Below are 15,983 nucleotides of genomic sequence, written 5' to 3'. Positions count from 1 at the left end.
GGGCCGAGACAAGGAGAGGAAAGATGAGCATGGACACGGCGCCTGCCGATGGCCGCAGCCTGTTGGCCGACTGGATCGATGACGAGGAGGCCGCGCTGGCGCGCCAGTGGCCCGGCGTCGCGGACCCGGCTGCCCTGGCCGGGCTGGATGGACTGGCCGTGATGCGCGCCATGCTGGCTGGAGCCACGCCCTATCCGCCCATCGCACAGACGCTGGGTTTCGTGCTGGTCGAGGTGGAGCGCGGCCGGGTCGTCTACCAGGGCCGGCCGGCACAGTCGCATCTGAACCCGATGGGCACGGCGCATGGCGGCTGGTTCGCCGCCATTCTGGATTCCGCGCTGGCCTGCGCCGTCCACACGCTGCTGCCGCAAGGCCGCGGCTACACCACGGCAGAACTCAGCGTGAACATCGTGCGCGCCCTGCGGCCGGGCGAAGTGCGGGTGCGGGCGATCGGCGAAGCCCTGCATGCCGGCCGCCAGCTCGCCACCGCGCAGGCGCGGCTGGTCGGGCCGGATGGCACCCTGTATGCGCATGCCACCACCACCTGCCTGGTGTTCGAGACGCGTGCGCCCGGTTGAGGCGCATGGGGCGCGCGCCGACGGGAACACATGTACGCGCAGCCACCAAAAAAAAGGCCGCCTCGTGGGGCGGCCTGGTCCGGCGAGACAGTGCTTACTGCATCGTCGGCTGCTGCGGCAGCATCTGCTGCGCGCGCGCGTGCAACTGCGGATCCTGTTCGATGGCCTGGCTGATGCCGTTGAACTCTTCGACCGTCAACCCGCTTTCCTCGACGGCAGACGCCATGCGGTCGTTGGCCTCGGCCACGATCTGCTGCTGGTTGTCGGTCCCTTCGGCCTGCTGCAGGCGCTGGTTGTACTCGTTCGACAGAGCAGCCACCTTCTGGGCCGATTCGACGAACTTCTCGAGTTGCGCATCCGTCACGGCAGCGCTCGCCCCGTCGGCGGCCCCCGGCGCGGCGCTCATACCCGGCGCTGCGCCAGCACCCGGAGCAGCGCCCGGCGCGGGAGCGGCGGCCGCCGGCGCACCGCCAGCGCCCTGGGCGCTCGCCGGCGCGCTGGATTCCGTCATGCTGGACGTGGGCTGCGCATGCGCGATGGCGGCGGAGCCGACCCCCGCGCACAGCAGGGCGGCAGAGCAGAAAGTCGCGATGCGTTTGTGCATGAAAACACCTCCAAGATTGCGCTGATTGCGAGCGACCAGTATGCCCACGCGCCGGGTGTGTTTCATGAGCGTGTGTTTGGTCATGTATCGAGTCATGTATGACCAGGTGTCGCCGCGGTAGCGTTGCAGATCGGCTTTGTCCTGGGGGAATGCCGACTCGGCTGTCAGTTTTGAGTAAGTTTTTCGACGAGTCTTGTTACGTATTCGTCGGGGCCGGATTTCGCCCTGGAAGCGGCCCGACAGCAAAAAAAACGCCCGGTCGGGCCGGGCGTTTGCAGACAGGCTCGCTGAAGGATCAGGCCTTGGCGAAGTTGTCCTGCGCGAATTGCCAGTTGGCGAGCTTGTCGAGGAAGGTCTCGACGAACTTCGGGCGGGCGTTGCGCTGGTCGATGTAGTAGGCGTGTTCCCACACGTCGATCGTCAGCAGCGGCACGTCGCCGGTGGTGAGCGGGGTGGCGGCGTTGCTGGTGTTGACGATGTCAACCGAGCCGTCCGCCTTCTTCACCAGCCAGGTCCAGCCGGAACCGAAGTTGCCGACCGCGCTGTTCGTGAACGCTTCCTTGAACTTGGCGAAATCGCCCCATTTCTTGCCGATCGCGGTAGCCAGGTCGCCGGCGGGCTCGCCGCCGCCTTGCGGCTTCATACAGGACCAGAAGAAGGTGTGATTCCAGACCTGGGCGGCGTTGTTGAAGATACCGCCTTGCGAGGAGCGGATGATCTCGACCAGTTCCTGGTTCTCGTGCGGCGTGCCGACGATCAGCTTGTTCAGGTTGGTGACGTAGGCCTGATGATGCTTGCCATAGTGGTATTCGAAGGTCTCGGCGCTCATGTAGGGCTCGAGCGCGTCCTTGGCGTACGGCAGGGGAGGCAGTGTGTGTTCCATGGATACTCCGGCTGATGTTGTGGATTCTCGCTGCCCGCCATGCGGTCGATGACGGGCAGGCGCCGGCGCCGGGGGGCTGTCGGCGTCTGCTCGGTTGTATCGGCGTGGCCGCAATATGTCAAGGTCGAGCTAGGAAAAATACCCGCTTACGCGTCGGCTGTGCGGAGGATAGCCCGCAGGCAAGACATACGGGCACAATGTGATTGCCGTGCTAGCCCTGCGCTATGCAAACTTTAAAATCCGGGTAAAATAAAGCCAGCGATACTCTTCGCAGGAGTCGTACATGTCCTACCCCCTAGACATGCCCGCTACCGCTTTCGATGGCACGAATCGCATCGCTGCGGGCACGCTGGCAGACGTCGTGCCGGACGTTCAACGGTATCTGGCGCGTGCACCCGAGGCGCGCGTGGCGGTCTACGCCGACGAGACGGGCGAGCGCCTCGATCTCGACTTGCGCGGCACCGAGCAGGATGCGCTGGCCAGGCTGGATCCCGCGCGCGAGCCGGTCTTGCCCGAAGCGCCACCGCCGGCGCCGCGCGGCCCGGGCCGTCCGCGCCTGGGCGTGATCGCCCGCGAGGTCACCCTGCTGCCCCGGCACTGGGAGTGGCTCAATACGCAGCCCGGCGGCGCTTCGGCCGCCCTGCGGCGCCTGGTCGACGATGCCCGCAAGGCCAACGAGGCCAAGGAGTCCGCGCGCCGCGCGCAGGAGGCGGCGTACCGGTTCATGCTCGCCGCAGGCGGCGATCTGCCCGGCTACGAAGAGGCGTTGCGCGCGCTGTTCGCCGGCGACGTGGTCCAGTTCGAGCACCGGCTCGCCTCCTGGCCACCCGATCTGCGCAATCACGCCATACGCCTGGCCTTCGGCACGCCGGAAGCCCGGCGCCCGCCGGGCAGTGTCGGCTAAATACCACGGCCGCCGAAATGTCATCACATTTTGGCGCAACCTGATTATCATCGGTAGTCACTGGATGCTGCCGGCTGGGAGGCCACCATGAGTTTCATCGTGATGATCGTCGTGGGTTTGATCGTGGGCTTGATCGCGCGGGCCATCATGCCGGGCGAGCAGAAGATGGGCATCGTGCTCACCTGCATACTCGGTATCGTCGGCGCGCTCATCGCCGGCTATCTCGGCCAGGCCCTGGGATGGTATGGCCCAGGCGAGGCGCCGGGATGGATCGCCTCCATCGTCGGGGCGATCATCGTGCTCGGCATTGTCGGGTTGATCCGCAAGCGTAGCTGAACCGTTTCAGACGCCGCGCCCCCACGCAGGGGCAAACGGCAAGGCCGGCGCAAGCGCCGGCCCTTTCGATCGGCGCCTCTCGGCGCCGTTTTTCTTTCCCGCTTTTTCCTTCCATTCTCACCGGGTTTTCCGGCGTGACGACCCGAGCCGGGGGCCTCGCGGGGCGGCGCAGTAAAAGGCGTAGCGCTACCTTACTGCAGCCAGGCCGCGCCCGGGTGGACCGCGCCCCGGGGCCGTCCGAGCCCTGGGTATGCGCTGCGGCCAGTTCAGCCGCGAGCCCGTTCCTGGTCGCGCAGCGCCTTGATCTGGTCATGGTTGCGCAACACGCCGTCGTACTGGCGCTGCACGAGTTGGCGGATATCTTCGGGCAGGGCCGCCTCGTTCAGGGCTTTCTGGTATTCGGCCTTGGCATGGTCCTCGCCGCGTTCGCATTCCTCGAGGACGGCCTTGTCCTCCCGGCCTGCGACTGCCGCCTTCAGATTGACCCAGCCGCGGTGCATGGCGCCGGTGACAGTGCCGCTGTCCTCCGGCTTGCCGCCCAGGCGGGACACCACTGCCTGCAACTCCGTGGCGGCGCTGGCGCATTCCTGCGAGCGCTTGCTCAACAAGGCTTTGAGTTCGGGGTTCTTGGCATCCTCCGAAGCGGCCAGAAAGCCCTTTTCACCGTTCTTGGAGGTTTCGATCAGATGGTTCAGCGTCTTGACGATTTGGTCGGACATGGAATTCTCCTGTGTGTTGTATAGGGAGCCTTGCGTGGGGGCTTGCTTGCATCGCCGTCATGATCGGCTTGGCATGGGTTCAAGCAACCCGTGTGCCCGGACCAGCGCCATCGTCGGCGCCAGCAGCCTTTCAAGTATTTGATTTTGTGACTGAATATTCCCGGTCGGCCTGTATCAAACCGCAACCGTCGGCGTGCTGCGCGGCCGTGGTTCCATAGGGAAGTGGGGCCGGATGGCGCTTGCGGTGGCATCGATCCTGCGGGTATTCCCGCATTACATCGGGTCGCGAACTGTCAGGCAGGTTATGCTCGCCCCCCGCTTACATTGACCTGGTCATCCCTGGCCCGCCTGTGCGGCCCCCCTATTGCCATGAAAAACCAACGTTCCCTGGAGATCGATGTCTTTCGCGGCCTCGTCCTGATCTTCATCGTCGTCGACCATATTTCGGGCAGCGTGTTTGCCTGGACCACGCTGCGCAACTTCGCCATCGCGGACGCCACGGAAGTCTTCGTCTTCCTGGCCGGCGTCGTGACGGCCATCGCCTACACCGGCATCCTGCGCAAGCGAAGCCAGCGCGAAGCCGATCGCCGCTTCTGGCGCCGCTCATGGGAGATCTATCGGGCCTTCCTGCTGCTTGCGGTCCTGATGTTCGTCGCCGGCTGCCTGCTCATGCGCTGGCAATTGCAGACCCCCTCGCTGGGCGCTTCGGAGGCGAAGGATTTCATCGCTGCGCCGTGGCGCAGCCTGCTCGAGGTGGTGTTCCTGGCGCGTCAGCCCTTCCTCGCCGACATCCTGCCGATGTACGCCTTCTTTGCGCTGATGGCGCCCCTGGCGATCCGCCTGGCGATGCGCTCGTGGACCTGGCTGCTGGCCGCGAGCATCGGCCTGTGGCTGCTGGCGCCCTGGCTCGGCTCCTACCTGCCCACCACCACCATCCCGCACTGGTCCTTCAACCCGTTCGCCTGGCAGGTCGTGTTCGTCGTGGGGCTCATCGCCGGCCTGTACCCGGAGCTTGCCGAGCGGCCGCAGGGGCATGGGCGCCGGGTATTGCTCGGCCTGGCGATCGCGATCTGCATCGCCGGTGCCATCACCTCGCTTTTCTCCTATCATGAGAGCCTGCGGTCGATCTTTCTTTCGACGTGGCTCGAGAATGGCCTGCAGACGTTCTCCAAGCCCAACGCATCGGCGGTTCGTGTCATCAACTTCCTCGCCCTTAGCTGGCTGACCTACCTTGCCGTCAGGCGCGGCTGGTTCGACAAGCTGTTCGTCCGCCTGAGGCTGGTGGCGCTGGTCGGCAAGAACGGGCTGATCTGTTTCGTGGGAGGCGCGGTGATTTCCATCATGGCCGAAGCCATGGCATACGCCCTGTCCGGCGGGGTGCAACCGGCGTGGCCCCAGGGGCTGCTGGCCGACGTGGTGGCCATCGCCGCGCTGCTCGCCCTGGGCTGGACGGCCGAGCAATGGCGGCAGTATCGCAGCGGCCTCGGGGCGCCGGCCGGCCGGTTGGCGCGCCCGGTGCCCGCCAGCGTGCCGGCCGCCGCCCCCCAGACGTGTGCGCTGCCGCGCGAGCGCCGACACTGAAGTGAAACCCACCCCCTACGCGCTGACGCGCGCCCCCTCAAGGGGGCGGCACTGGCGGACCGGCAAAGCCGGCTCCGCTGTGCCCTGGATCGCATCGTCGCAGTGTCATACGTCGGGGTGGTGCGCAGCGTCATGGACAACTGAAGTGGAACGGCCCCCACGCTCACTGCGTTCGCTGCCGCCCGAGGGGGCTTCAGCCTCCTTCGGGCGGCCGTTCGGAGGCTGAGATGCGTGCAGCGCGGGTCGCATTCGCGTGCTGCACGCGGTGGGTGGCCGGTTGCCTGATCGCGCTCGGTGCCTTGCCGGCGCTGGCGCAGTCGTCGGCGAACGCGGCGGGTGCCCAGCCGCCGGCCAATGCGAGCGGCGAGAGCCTGCTGGTGCTGCCGGGCGGTCTGGACCTGACGTTCGACGAACCGTGGGCCGGGCCGACGAGCCGCGATCGCGATGTGCCGATGGCGCTCGCCATCCGCCCCGAAGTGCTGTCCTCGCGCGCCGACATGGTGAGCGGCGGCGATGTGCTCGTCAGAGTGCCGGTACCCGCACCCTATGCTCCGGGCGATATCGAAGTGCGCTTGGGCGACACCGACATCACCCGGCATTTTGTCAGTTCCCGCGATGGTCAACTGATCGCCCGCCTGACCGGCCTGCAGGTGGGCTCCGCGCAGCTCGAGGTGCGGGTCAACGGCCGGCGCGCCGGTGCGCTGACGCTGGTCAATCACCCGATCAGCGGGCCGCTGTTCGCAGGCCCCCGGGAGAAGCCCTTCATCTGCCAGACCGACGAGTTCGCGCTGCCGGGCGGCACACGCCTGGGGGCGCCCCTGGACGCGGACTGCAGCATCACGACCCGGGTGGACTACTACTACCGGCCGTCCGGCGCGGGCGGCCCGGTGCTCAGGCCCTTGCCCGCCGGCGATGCGCCGCCCGCCGATGTCGCGACCCTGGAGCGCGAGGGCAAGACCATCCGCTACATCGTCCGCCTGCAGACGGGGACGGCGAACCGCGCGATCTACCAGATCGCCGCGTTGCACGATCCCTATGCCGATCCCGAGGTCACGCCGTTCCATAGCTGGCCGGGCTGGAACAACCGCCTGATCTTCGCCTTCGGCGGCGGTTGCAACGGCGGCTGGTACCGCCAGGGGGCCAGCGTCGGCGACGTGCTCAATTCGCACCTGATCGAACAGGGCTACGCGATCGCTTCGTCCTCGCTCAACGTGTTCGGCAACAACTGCAACGAGGTGCTCGCCGCCGAGACCATGGCGATGGTCAAGGCGCGCTTCATCACCACCTTCGGCGTGCCGCTGTTCACGATCGGCTGGGGCTGCTCGGGCGGCTCCTACCAGCAGCACTTCATCGCCGACAATTATCCCGGGCTGCTCGACGGCATCATTCCCGGATGCAGCTTCCCGGACCTGCTGTCCACCGTCACCATGCTGGCCGATCTGCATTCGATGCGGCGGTATTTCGCGCGCGAGGATGCCGCGTCGTTCAGCCCCGAGCAGCAGCGCGCAGTGGCGGGCGTGGCGAACCTGGCCACCCTCGCGAACCAGGATATCGAACGCGGCGTCAAGCGGATCGCTGCGACCGGCATCGTGCCGGAGGTGCTGCCCCGCAACCTGCTGTTCGACGCCAAGACCAATCCGGGCGGCGTGCGGGTGGATGTGTTCTCGCACGGCGTCAACTATTTCGGGCGCGATCCGACCAGCGGCGTGGCCCTGCGTCCACTGGACAACGTGGGCGTGCAATACGGCCTGCAGGCGCTCAAGGGCGGCGTCATCACGTTCGAGCAGTTCCTCGACCTGAACGAGAAGATCGGCGGCTACGACGAGCACGGCCTGCCCACCGAGGCGCGTTCGTACGGCGCGCCCCAGGCGCTGGCCGCGGCCTACGGGGCCGGGCTGCTGACCGGGCGCGGCGGGCTGGCGTCGATTCCGATCATCGACTATCGGGCTTATACCGACGACCTGCCCAACGGCGACATGCACCTGCGCTATCACTCCTTTGCCATGCGCTCGCGGCTGGCCGGCACCTCGGCCAAGGCCGGCAACCAGGTGATGTTCGTCGAGGATGCGCGCTACGGCCTGTACTCCACCGCCAGCCCCTTGCTGCGGCGCGCGCTGGCCGAGATGGATGCCTGGCTGACGGCCATCGCCGCCGATCACAGCCAAGACCCGCCCGCCGAGAAGGTGCTCCGGCACCGTCCGGCGGGGCTGACCGACGTGTGCATGACGCGCGAGGCCGAGCCGGTGCCCGTGGCGGAAGACATGAACGCCTTGTCGGGCCGCTGCGCCAGCCTCTATCCGGCACCATCCTCGCCGCACGTGGCCGCGGGCGCCCCGCTGGCCGGCGACGTGCTCAAGTGCCGCCTGCATCCGCTCGATGCCGCGCTGTACCCCGAGCCGCCCAGCCCGGAACAATGGGAGCGCCTGCAGCGCATCTTTCCGCAGGGCGTCTGCGACTGGTCACGGCCAGGCGTGGGGCAGGACGAGCGGGCCGCGCCGTGGATGCGCTTTCCGCTGCGTTCGGCGTCGGCTGCGCCCGGGCCGGAGCCGGCGCCCGCGCTCACTCCCGCCGCCTCGTCCGACTTGCCGGCTGTCGCAGTGCCGGAAAGCCCGGTGCAGAGCACACAGGCCGCGGCCGAGGCGGCTGTGCGCGAGGCTTCGACAGCGGACGGCGCCGCGAGCACCCCGGCCGGGCCGGTGGCCGAACTGGCCAGCGCCGCCGCGCGCCCACGCGCCGGCGCACCGTCGAGCGTATTACCCAGCCGGCCCACCCGCGCCGACGCGGAGCCGGCGCCGCCCCGTTCCCCCTTTTGAGCGTCATGCCGCCCGAAGGAGGCTGAAGCCCCCTCGGGGGCAGTGAGCGTGGGGGACGTTTCCCCTCAGCGCAGGGTGCCCAGCGCGTTGCTCCAGCGCAGCAGTTCGTCGAGCAGGGCCTTGGCCGAATCGGTGTGGATCTGGGCCGGGGCGAAGCGCTTGTCCGCGTCCAGGTGCTTGGCGACATCGACCACGGTGACGGCCTCCATCAGCGGCACCATCTTCAGGGTGGTGAGGGTGCTCTTCTCGCGCTCGACCGCGCGCATGCCGCCCGAGACGCCGCCGTAGCTCACGAACGCGGCGGGCTTGTAGTTCCACTCGTTGTAGAGATAGTTCAGGGCGTTCAGCAGCGCCGGCGGCGGGCCGAAGTTGTATTCGGGGGTCACGAACACGAACGCGTCGGCCGAGGCCACGCTGGCGCTCCAGCGCTTGGTGTGCTCGTGCTGGTACTTCTGCAGACGCGGGTGGTAGGGCTCGTCGAAGATGGGCAGCGCCACCTCGGCCAGGTCGACCCGTACGCAGTCGAACTTGCCGTGGGCCTGTGCGTAGCCATGGAACCAGTCGCCGACGGCGGCGCCGACGCGGCCGGGCCGGGTGCTGCAGATGATGGTGTGCAACTCGGGCATGCGAAAACTCCTTGTGCGGTGCGAAAAGGATGCCGGCAATCATTCTAGGGCCTTAGCGTTCACAGCCCTAGGCCGTCCGGGCGCCGTCGGCGGGCTCATCGGGCGAGCTCGGCCAGTGCCTGCTCGAAGGCCCGGGCGTTCACCACGCCCTGATCCTCGCGATTGGTGTTGAACACGACGTGCGTGCGGCGGGCGAGGCGGGCTAGCTGCTGCGCCTGGCGCGCCAGTTCGGCCAGTTCGTCGGGGCTGTAGACATAGTCGAAGCGCTCGGACGATCCACCGGCGCCGCGCCGCCAGCCCGCCGCATTGCGGCCGTGCAGCCGCAGCATGGCGTACTCGTCGTGGGTGGCGGCCCACACGGCCGGGACGGCATCCTCGAAGCCCGCGGGCTGGTCGACCACGACGTGCACGGCGCCCAGGTCGCGGACCAGCCCCAGCGTGCGCTCGGTGCGTGCCGCATCGGCGAACCAACTGCGATGCCGGAACTCGACCGCCGGCACGCAGGCCTCCAGGCGGCTCGCGCTGTAGCGCACCAGCGCTTCGCCCGCGGCGTTCGCCTGTATCCATGCCGGAAACTGGAACAGCACCGTGCCCAGGCGACCCGATAGGCGCAGCGGCTCCAGGGCGAGCTGAAAGCGCCGCCAGAGTTCGTCGCGCACGTCGCCGGGCATGCGGTTCATGAAGGTCACCTGCTGTTCGGCGGGAAGTTCGGCGCGCAGTTCCGCGGGCAGTGCCGAGAGCGGTGTCTGGTGGCCGGTGAAGGCGCGAAACGCCTTGACGTTGATGGTGAAGCCGTCCGGCGAGCGGCTGGCCCAGCCGTGCGCCGCACTGGGCGCGGGCAGGGCGTAGTAGCTCGAATCGATCTCGACCACGGGGAACTGGCTGGCATAGTAGGCCAGGCGCTGGGCCGCGGGCAGGGCGGGCGGGTAGAAGCGCCCGGTGGCCACGAGGTTGCGATCGGCAAACGACGAGGTGCCGACGAGGACGGAAGCAGTGCTGCGCATGGGGGGGCGGGAAATCTGTACGAATATCCAGTATCGTAGCGCCAGGGCGGTGCCGCGCGCATCGCAAGCCCGATAGCCCGGGGCCACGCGGCCCGTATCGCGCGCCTTGCCTACACGATGTATGGTTTTTTCATGTCTTTCACCGGCACCTCCTCCGACGATTTCCTGTCGGGCCTGAATCCCGAGCAGCGCGCCGCCGCCGAGCACGGCGGGCAGGGCGTGCCCGGCCCGCTGCTGGTCATCGCCGGCGCGGGTTCGGGCAAGACCACCACGCTGGCGCATCGGGTCGCCCATCTGCTGCGCCAGGGCGCGGACCCGCAGCGCGTCCTGCTGCTGACTTTCTCGCGCCGCGCCGCGCACCAGATGAACCAGCGCGTCGGCGCGGTCCTGCAGCGCTGGCTGGGCGCGAGCGGGGCGCAGGCGCCCGAACTGCCCTGGGCCGGCACCTTCCACAGCGTGGGCGCGCGCCTCTTGCGCCGGTACGCCGAGCGCATCGGCCTGTCCGAGGCCTTCAGCGTGCACGACCGCGGCGACGCCGAGGACCTCATGGGCATGGTGCGCCAGCAACTGGGCCTGGCCGCGAGCACCGAGCGCTTTCCCTTGAAGAGCACTTGCCTGTCCATCTATTCGCGCGTCGTCAATGGCCAGGACGAACTCGCCGCCATCCTGCAGGGCGCCTATCCCTGGTGCAGCGCCTGGGAGGCCGAGCTGCGCCGCCTGTTCGCCGCCTACGTGGCCGCCAAGCAGGAGCAGCAGGTGCTCGACTACGACGACCTGCTCCTCTATTGGGCGGCGATGCTCGACGAACCCGGCATCGCCGCCGAGTTGGGCGCGGCCTTCGACCACGTGCTGGTCGACGAGTACCAGGACACCAACCGCCTGCAGGCGCGCATCCTGCGTGGGCTCAAGCCCGACGGCCGCGGGGTGACCGTGGTCGGCGACGATGCCCAGTCGATCTACGGGTTTCGCGCGGCCACGGTGCGCAACATCCTCGACTTTCCGGACCAGTTCGATCCGCCCGCGCGGGTGGTCACGCTGGATCGCAATTACCGCTCGACCCAGCCCATCCTGGCCGCTTCCAACGCCGTCATCGCCCAGGCTGCCGAGCGCTATGCCAAGGCGCTCTGGACCGACCGGGTGTCCAGTCAGAAACCCGAACTCGTCGCCGTGTCGGACGAGAGCGGGCAGGCACGCTGGGTGGCCGACCAGGTGCTCGCGCAGCGCGAGGCCGGGGTCAGGCTGATTTCCCAGGCGGTGCTGTTCCGCAGCGCCAGCCACAGCGCCCAGCTCGAGCTCGAACTGGTCCGGCGCAACATCCCGTTCGTGAAGTTCGGCGGCCTGAAGTTCCTCGAAGCCAGCCACATCAAGGATGTGCTCAGCCTCTTGCGCTGGGCCGAGAACCCGGGCAATCGCCTGGCGGGCTTTCGCGCCGCGCAGTTGGTGGCGGGCATCGGGCCGACCCGCTCGGCGCGCCTGCTCGATGCGGTGCAGGCCGTGGCGGTGCCGGCCGAGGCCATCGGCGCCTTCGACCCGGGTTCGGGCGCGCGCGACGAATGGGCCGCCTTCGCGGCCCTGATGCGCGGGCTGATGGCGCAGGTGGCGTGGCCGGGCGACCTGGAGCAGGCGGTCAACTGGTACGACGCCCAGCTCGAGCGGCTCCACGACGACGCAGCGGTGCGGCGCAAGGATCTCGAGCAACTGGTGCGCGTGGCCGCCTCGTACGGCACGCGCGAGCGCTTTCTCACCGAGCTTGCGCTCGACCCGCCCGACGCCACCAGCGCCGAGGCCGGCCCGCCGCTGCTCGACGAGGACTACCTCATCCTTTCCACCATTCATTCGGCCAAGGGGCAGGAGTGGCACAGCGTGTACCTGCTGAGCGCGGTCGACGGCTGTCTGCCCTCCGATATGGCCACCGGCACGGCCGAAGAGATCGAGGAGGAACGCCGCCTGCTATACGTTGCCATGACGCGCGCCAAGACCCGCCTGCAACTCGTCGTGCCGCAGCGCTTCTATGTGCGTCAGCAGGGCGCCGGGGGAGACCGCCACGTGTATGGTGCGCGCACCCGGTTCATCGAGGATGCCATGCTGCCGCTGTTCGAGCGGCTGCCCAAGGCGCCGCCGTTGCCGCCGCTGCCCGAGCCGCGGCTCGGCGCCAAGCAGCCGGCGGTCGATCTGGCGGCGCGGATACGCGCGACGTGGATGTAGGGGCGGGCGCGCCGGTATCATGCAGGCAAGGAACCCGGGGCCCTGAGAACCCGTTCACGTCCACCTGGGCGCGAACGGCACGCGCAACCTTTTCACAAGGAGCCGATCATGGCCTATACCCTGCCTGAACTTCCCTATGCCTACGATGCCCTGGAGCCGCACGTCGATGCGCGCACCATGGAGATCCATCACACCAAGCATCACCAGACCTACATCAACAACCTGAACGCCGCGCTGGAGAAGGCCGGCGTGCCCGAGCAGCCGATCGAGGCGCTGATCGCGAACATCGATGGCCTGCCGGAGGATATCCGCGGGGTCGTGCGCAACAACGGCGGCGGCCATGCCAATCACTCGCTCTTCTGGCTCGTGATGTCACCCGACGGGGGCGGCCAGCCCACGGGCGCGGTGGCCTCGGCCATCGACGCGGACCTGGGCGGCTTCGATGCCTTCAAGGACGCTTTCACCAAGGCCGCCACCAGTCGTTTCGGCAGTGGCTGGGCCTGGCTCTCGGTCGACCCCAAGGGCAAGCTGGTCGTCGAGAGCACGGCCAACCAGGACAGTCCGCTGATGACCGGCAATACGCCCATCCTGGGCCTGGATGTCTGGGAGCACGCGTATTATCTGCTCTACCAGAATCGCCGGCCGGAATACATTGCGGCGTTCTATAACGTCGTCAATTGGCCCGAGGTGGCGCGTCGCTACGAAGCCGCCACTGCCTAGGAGGAGTCGTGCAACCCGCCCCGGTGCGTTCGAGTCCCCCCGCGCTGTCGCGCGGCGCACGCATTCGCCGCGCGCTCGGCGCGGCCATCGTGCTCGCTGGCCTGCTCGTGTTCCTGCAGGATATCTGGATGCGCATGGGCGATCCCGGCAGCGTGGTGCGTGAGGCCTTGCTGGCCGGCATGGTCGCCGCGGGCGCGACCGCGCTCGGGGCGGTTCCGGTCCTCTTTTCGCAGACCATCTCTGAGCGTACACAGGATTGGCTGTTCGGCTTCGGCGCCGGCGTGATGCTCGCGGCCAGCGCTTTCTCGCTGGCGTTGCCGGGCATCGAGGCGGCCGAGCTGCGCGGCGCGAGCAGCCTGCAGGCCTCGAGCATGGTCGGTGTGGCGATCCTGCTGGGCGCTGCGCTGTTGCTGCTCATCGACCGCGCTCTGCCGCACGAGCATTTCATCAAGGGGCTGGAGGGCAAGGAGGCCGCAAGGTTGCGGCGCGTCTGGCTGTTCGTCTTCGCCATCGCGCTGCACAACCTGCCCGAAGGCCTGGCCATCGGTGTCGCGTTCGCCGGGACCGAGGCCACGGCGGCAGGCGCGCTGGCGACCGGGATCGCGATCCAGGACGTGCCGGAGGGCCTGGTGGTGGCGCTGGCTCTCGTCGGGGCCGGCTACCGCCGGGGCTGGGCAGTGCTCATCGCGGCGGCCACCGGGCTGATCGAGCCGGTGGGCGCGGTCATCGGCGCGGTCGTGCTCGAGTACTCGGTGGCCTTGCTGCCCTGGGGCCTGGGCTTCGCGGCGGGCGCCATGCTGTTCGTCATCAGCCACGAGATCATTCCGGAGTCGCATCGCAAGGGGCACGAGGTCAGTTCCACCATCGGGCTGATGCTGGGCTTCGTGCTGATGATGGTGCTGGATACGGCGCTGGGGTGAGTCCGCTTCGGCTTGCCCGCTACGCGTCGCGCACGTCGATGCGGGTGTAGTGCACGTCCTCCACCTGCCCGCGGCGCAGCGGGTTGCGGGTGGCGTGGCGGGCGTAGTCCGGATCGACGTAGCGATAGGGCAGGTGCTCGTCGCGCCCGGGCGGAATGCCGAGCCGGGTGGTCTGCACCAGATGGGACGGGCGCAGGCCGACGTCCTCGACGTAGAAATCCGCCGAGAACAAGCGCCCGCTCCAGTCCGGCACGCGCAGCGCCAGCGACTTGCAGAGCAGCGTCTGGCCGGCGCAGAGTTGTTCGGGCGGGCGCGGGCTGCCGTCGGCGCGCGGGTTCAGTGCCTGCATGCGCGCCAGCGATTCGGCGCCGGCGCGCGCATCCAGCCAGGGGTGGGCGGACTTGATGAGCACGGCGTTGCCTGCGCCGTGGGCGCTGAAGTTCAGCGAGTCGCCGCCTCGCGCGTAATACATGTAGATCGTGCCGCCTTCTTCGACGAAGAGCGGATGGCGTTTGGCGGTGTAGCCCAGCGAGGCGTGGCTGCCCCTGTCGACAAGGTAGTAGGCTTCGGTCTCGATGATGCGCGCCGACAGCCAGAGCCCGTCCAGGCGCCGGCGCAGGATCTTGCCGATGAGCGCGCGCGCGAGTTCCAGTGCATCGCGATCGAAGAAGCTGCGGGGCAGGGCGGGCAGGCCCGGCCAGGTGTTGTCGCTTTCGGGCAACGGCGCAATCGAAGTCATGCCAAACAGTGTAATCTCGGGCGCTGATTTTCCCTTCGCCTCTCCCCCATGTTCCCTTATGCACCGGCCGCGGTTGCTGCCGCCGTCCTGGCCATGGCCAGCGCCGCGCAGGCGGCGACCACCTATCAGCTCGACCGCACCCAGGCTTCGTCGGGCGAGGCGATCGAGATCCGCGGCACGTTCTTCAACGACGGCACCACGGCGGCCACCTGGCAGCCGCCGCGCCAGCTCGTGCTGCAGTGGCGCGACCGCGAGGGCCGCGCCCAGCGGACGGTTGCGCACGCCGCCGGCGAGGTGGTGCCCGCCACCGTCCCGGTCAACAACTTCGTGCGCATGGTCTGGCGCACCGTGGTGCCCGCGGGGCTGACCGGCCTGCAGGCGATCGCCATCGAGGGCGAACCCGGCCTGCTGGCGCTGGACACCAGCACGCGCGAGCGCAGCGCGATCGCGGGCACGCCGGCCGTCGCCCCCGTCACCGATCCGAGCGCGGCGCAGCGTGGCGAGCCGGTCGTGGTGCCGCCCATCGCCGCGGCGCAGATGGGGGTGGATCCGAACGTGGGCGCCGCCCCGGTGACCGCACCGCAGCAGGGCCGGGTGGACTATGCCGCCAATGCCTGGGAGTCGTTCCGCAACGCCTTGTCGCCCTACGAGCCGGTGTATTTCGTGGTCGGCACGCGCGGGGGCACGAACGCGCGCTTTCAGATCAGCATGAAGTACCGGCTGTTCCAGCCGCCGGTCGACCGGCCCTCGGCCTTCTACCAGAATTTCTATCTCGGCTATACCCAGACCTCGCTCTGGGACCTGGATTCCCCCTCCAAGCCGTTCTACGACACGACCTACAACCCCAGCGTGTTCTGGATGTCCGAGAGCCTGTGGCAGTCGGCCAGCCAGCGCTTCAGCGCGGGGCTGGCCACCGGTGTGGACCACCAGTCCAACGGGCGTGACGGCGACGATTCGCGTTCGATGAATTCGGCCTACGTGCAGCCGATACTCGCCTATCGCCTGGGCAACGGCAGCACCTTCAGCTTCACCCCGAAAATCCGCCAGTATTTCTCCATCGCGAGCGAAAACCCGGACATCCGCGACTATCGCGGCCGCGTCGACTGGCGCGCGCGCTGGACCACCGACGACGGCATGATGATTTCCGGGATGTGGCGCGACGGTAAGGACGGCAAGGATTCGTGGCAGGCCGATTTCGCCTACCCGCTCAAGCGCACCTGGTTCTCGGGCCTGAACGGATTCCTGCATCTGCAGTACGTCAACGGCTATGGCCAGAGCCTGCTCGACTACAACGTGCGCCAGCCCGATCAGTTTCGCATCGGGCTGATGCTGGTGCATTGAAGCCGCCGCG

The 15,983-nt window shown here is 68.4% G+C and carries 15 protein-coding genes; 9 read left to right on the top strand and 6 right to left on the bottom strand.

The genetic code is table 11. The annotated features are described in order from the left end of the window. The first annotated feature begins 29 nt into the window (after window positions 1–29). A complete protein-coding gene (locus tag FOZ76_RS25015) occupies window positions 30–578 on the top strand; it encodes a PaaI family thioesterase (protein WP_211366526.1) in 549 nt (182 codons plus the stop codon). A gap of 94 nt (window positions 579–672) precedes the next feature. Here the strand turns inward: FOZ76_RS25015 and FOZ76_RS25010 are convergent, their stop codons facing one another. Both FOZ76_RS25010 and FOZ76_RS25005 read right to left on the bottom strand, forming a co-directional pair. Then, window positions 673–1,182: a DUF4168 domain-containing protein gene (locus tag FOZ76_RS25010; protein WP_170235625.1), complete on the bottom strand. Its 510-nt coding sequence runs from the start codon at window positions 1,180–1,182 to the stop codon at window positions 673–675. A gap of 295 nt (window positions 1,183–1,477) precedes the next feature. Further along, window positions 1,478–2,065, bottom strand: a complete 588-nt coding sequence (locus FOZ76_RS25005; protein ID WP_143951012.1) for a superoxide dismutase — start codon at window positions 2,063–2,065, stop codon at window positions 1,478–1,480. A 283-nt stretch (window positions 2,066–2,348) separates the two neighbouring features. Between FOZ76_RS25005 and FOZ76_RS25000 the strand changes: the two genes are divergently transcribed. Then, on the top strand, window positions 2,349–2,969 hold the full coding sequence (locus FOZ76_RS25000; protein WP_143951011.1) for a DUF2239 family protein: 621 nt from the start codon (window positions 2,349–2,351) through the stop codon (window positions 2,967–2,969). Window positions 2,970–3,056: 87 nt separating this feature from the next. After that, window positions 3,057–3,305: a GlsB/YeaQ/YmgE family stress response membrane protein gene (locus FOZ76_RS24995; protein ID WP_143951010.1), complete on the top strand. Its 249-nt coding sequence runs from the start codon at window positions 3,057–3,059 to the stop codon at window positions 3,303–3,305. Window positions 3,306–3,571: 266 nt separating this feature from the next. Here the strand turns inward: FOZ76_RS24995 and FOZ76_RS24990 are convergent, their stop codons facing one another. Then, the gene (locus FOZ76_RS24990) at window positions 3,572–4,024 is read right to left on the bottom strand and encodes a PA2169 family four-helix-bundle protein (protein WP_143951009.1); all 453 of its coding nucleotides are present in this window, start codon (window positions 4,022–4,024) and stop codon (window positions 3,572–3,574) included. A 369-nt stretch (window positions 4,025–4,393) separates the two neighbouring features. Here FOZ76_RS24990 and FOZ76_RS24985 point away from each other — a divergent pair, with 369 nt between their 5' ends. Together FOZ76_RS24985 and FOZ76_RS24980 are read left to right on the top strand one after the other, a co-directional pair. After that, on the top strand, window positions 4,394–5,605 hold the full coding sequence (locus FOZ76_RS24985) for an OpgC domain-containing protein (protein ID WP_143951008.1): 1,212 nt from the start codon (window positions 4,394–4,396) through the stop codon (window positions 5,603–5,605). Between the two features lie 227 nt (window positions 5,606–5,832). After that, window positions 5,833–8,418: a DUF6351 family protein gene (locus FOZ76_RS24980; RefSeq protein WP_143951007.1), complete on the top strand. Its 2,586-nt coding sequence runs from the start codon at window positions 5,833–5,835 to the stop codon at window positions 8,416–8,418. 65 nt (window positions 8,419–8,483) lie between these two features. On the opposite strand, the gene FOZ76_RS24975 is transcribed toward FOZ76_RS24980, so the two are convergent. Then, the gene (locus FOZ76_RS24975; RefSeq protein ID WP_143951006.1) at window positions 8,484–9,044 is read right to left on the bottom strand and encodes an NADPH-dependent FMN reductase; all 561 of its coding nucleotides are present in this window, start codon (window positions 9,042–9,044) and stop codon (window positions 8,484–8,486) included. Between the two features lie 95 nt (window positions 9,045–9,139). Next, window positions 9,140–10,048 carry a DUF72 domain-containing protein gene (locus tag FOZ76_RS24970; protein WP_143951005.1) on the bottom strand — a complete coding sequence of 303 codons (909 nt, stop codon included), beginning with the start codon at window positions 10,046–10,048 and terminating at the stop codon, window positions 9,140–9,142. A 132-nt stretch (window positions 10,049–10,180) separates the two neighbouring features. On the opposite strand from FOZ76_RS24970, the gene FOZ76_RS24965 reads away from it, so the two are divergent. From FOZ76_RS24965 to FOZ76_RS24955, 3 genes are all read left to right on the top strand, one after another. Then, window positions 10,181–12,253 carry an ATP-dependent helicase gene (locus FOZ76_RS24965; protein WP_143951004.1) on the top strand — a complete coding sequence of 691 codons (2,073 nt, stop codon included), beginning with the start codon at window positions 10,181–10,183 and terminating at the stop codon, window positions 12,251–12,253. Between the two features lie 108 nt (window positions 12,254–12,361). Next, complete coding sequence (locus FOZ76_RS24960; protein ID WP_143951003.1) at window positions 12,362–12,973, top strand: superoxide dismutase; 612 nt, start codon at window positions 12,362–12,364, stop codon at window positions 12,971–12,973. 62 nt (window positions 12,974–13,035) lie between these two features. Beyond that, window positions 13,036–13,893, top strand: coding sequence for a ZIP family metal transporter (locus FOZ76_RS24955; RefSeq protein ID WP_425473353.1), 858 nt, complete (start codon window positions 13,036–13,038; stop codon window positions 13,891–13,893). Between the two features lie 19 nt (window positions 13,894–13,912). Here FOZ76_RS24955 and FOZ76_RS24950 read toward each other — a convergent pair whose 3' ends face one another. Then, on the bottom strand, window positions 13,913–14,632 hold the full coding sequence (locus FOZ76_RS24950; RefSeq protein ID WP_143951002.1) for a DNA-3-methyladenine glycosylase: 720 nt from the start codon (window positions 14,630–14,632) through the stop codon (window positions 13,913–13,915). 48 nt (window positions 14,633–14,680) lie between these two features. Here FOZ76_RS24950 and FOZ76_RS24945 point away from each other — a divergent pair, with 48 nt between their 5' ends. Further along, window positions 14,681–15,973, top strand: a complete 1,293-nt coding sequence (locus FOZ76_RS24945; protein ID WP_143951001.1) for a phospholipase A — start codon at window positions 14,681–14,683, stop codon at window positions 15,971–15,973. The last annotated feature ends 10 nt before the right edge of the window (window positions 15,974–15,983 follow it).

The organism is Verticiella sediminum, from assembly GCF_007558815.1.
GTDB classification, from domain to species: Bacteria; Pseudomonadota; Gammaproteobacteria; order Burkholderiales; family Burkholderiaceae_B; genus Verticiella; species Verticiella sediminum.
Note: the sequence above shows the minus strand (reverse complement) of the source record. Positions and strands in the feature narration are given on the sequence as shown.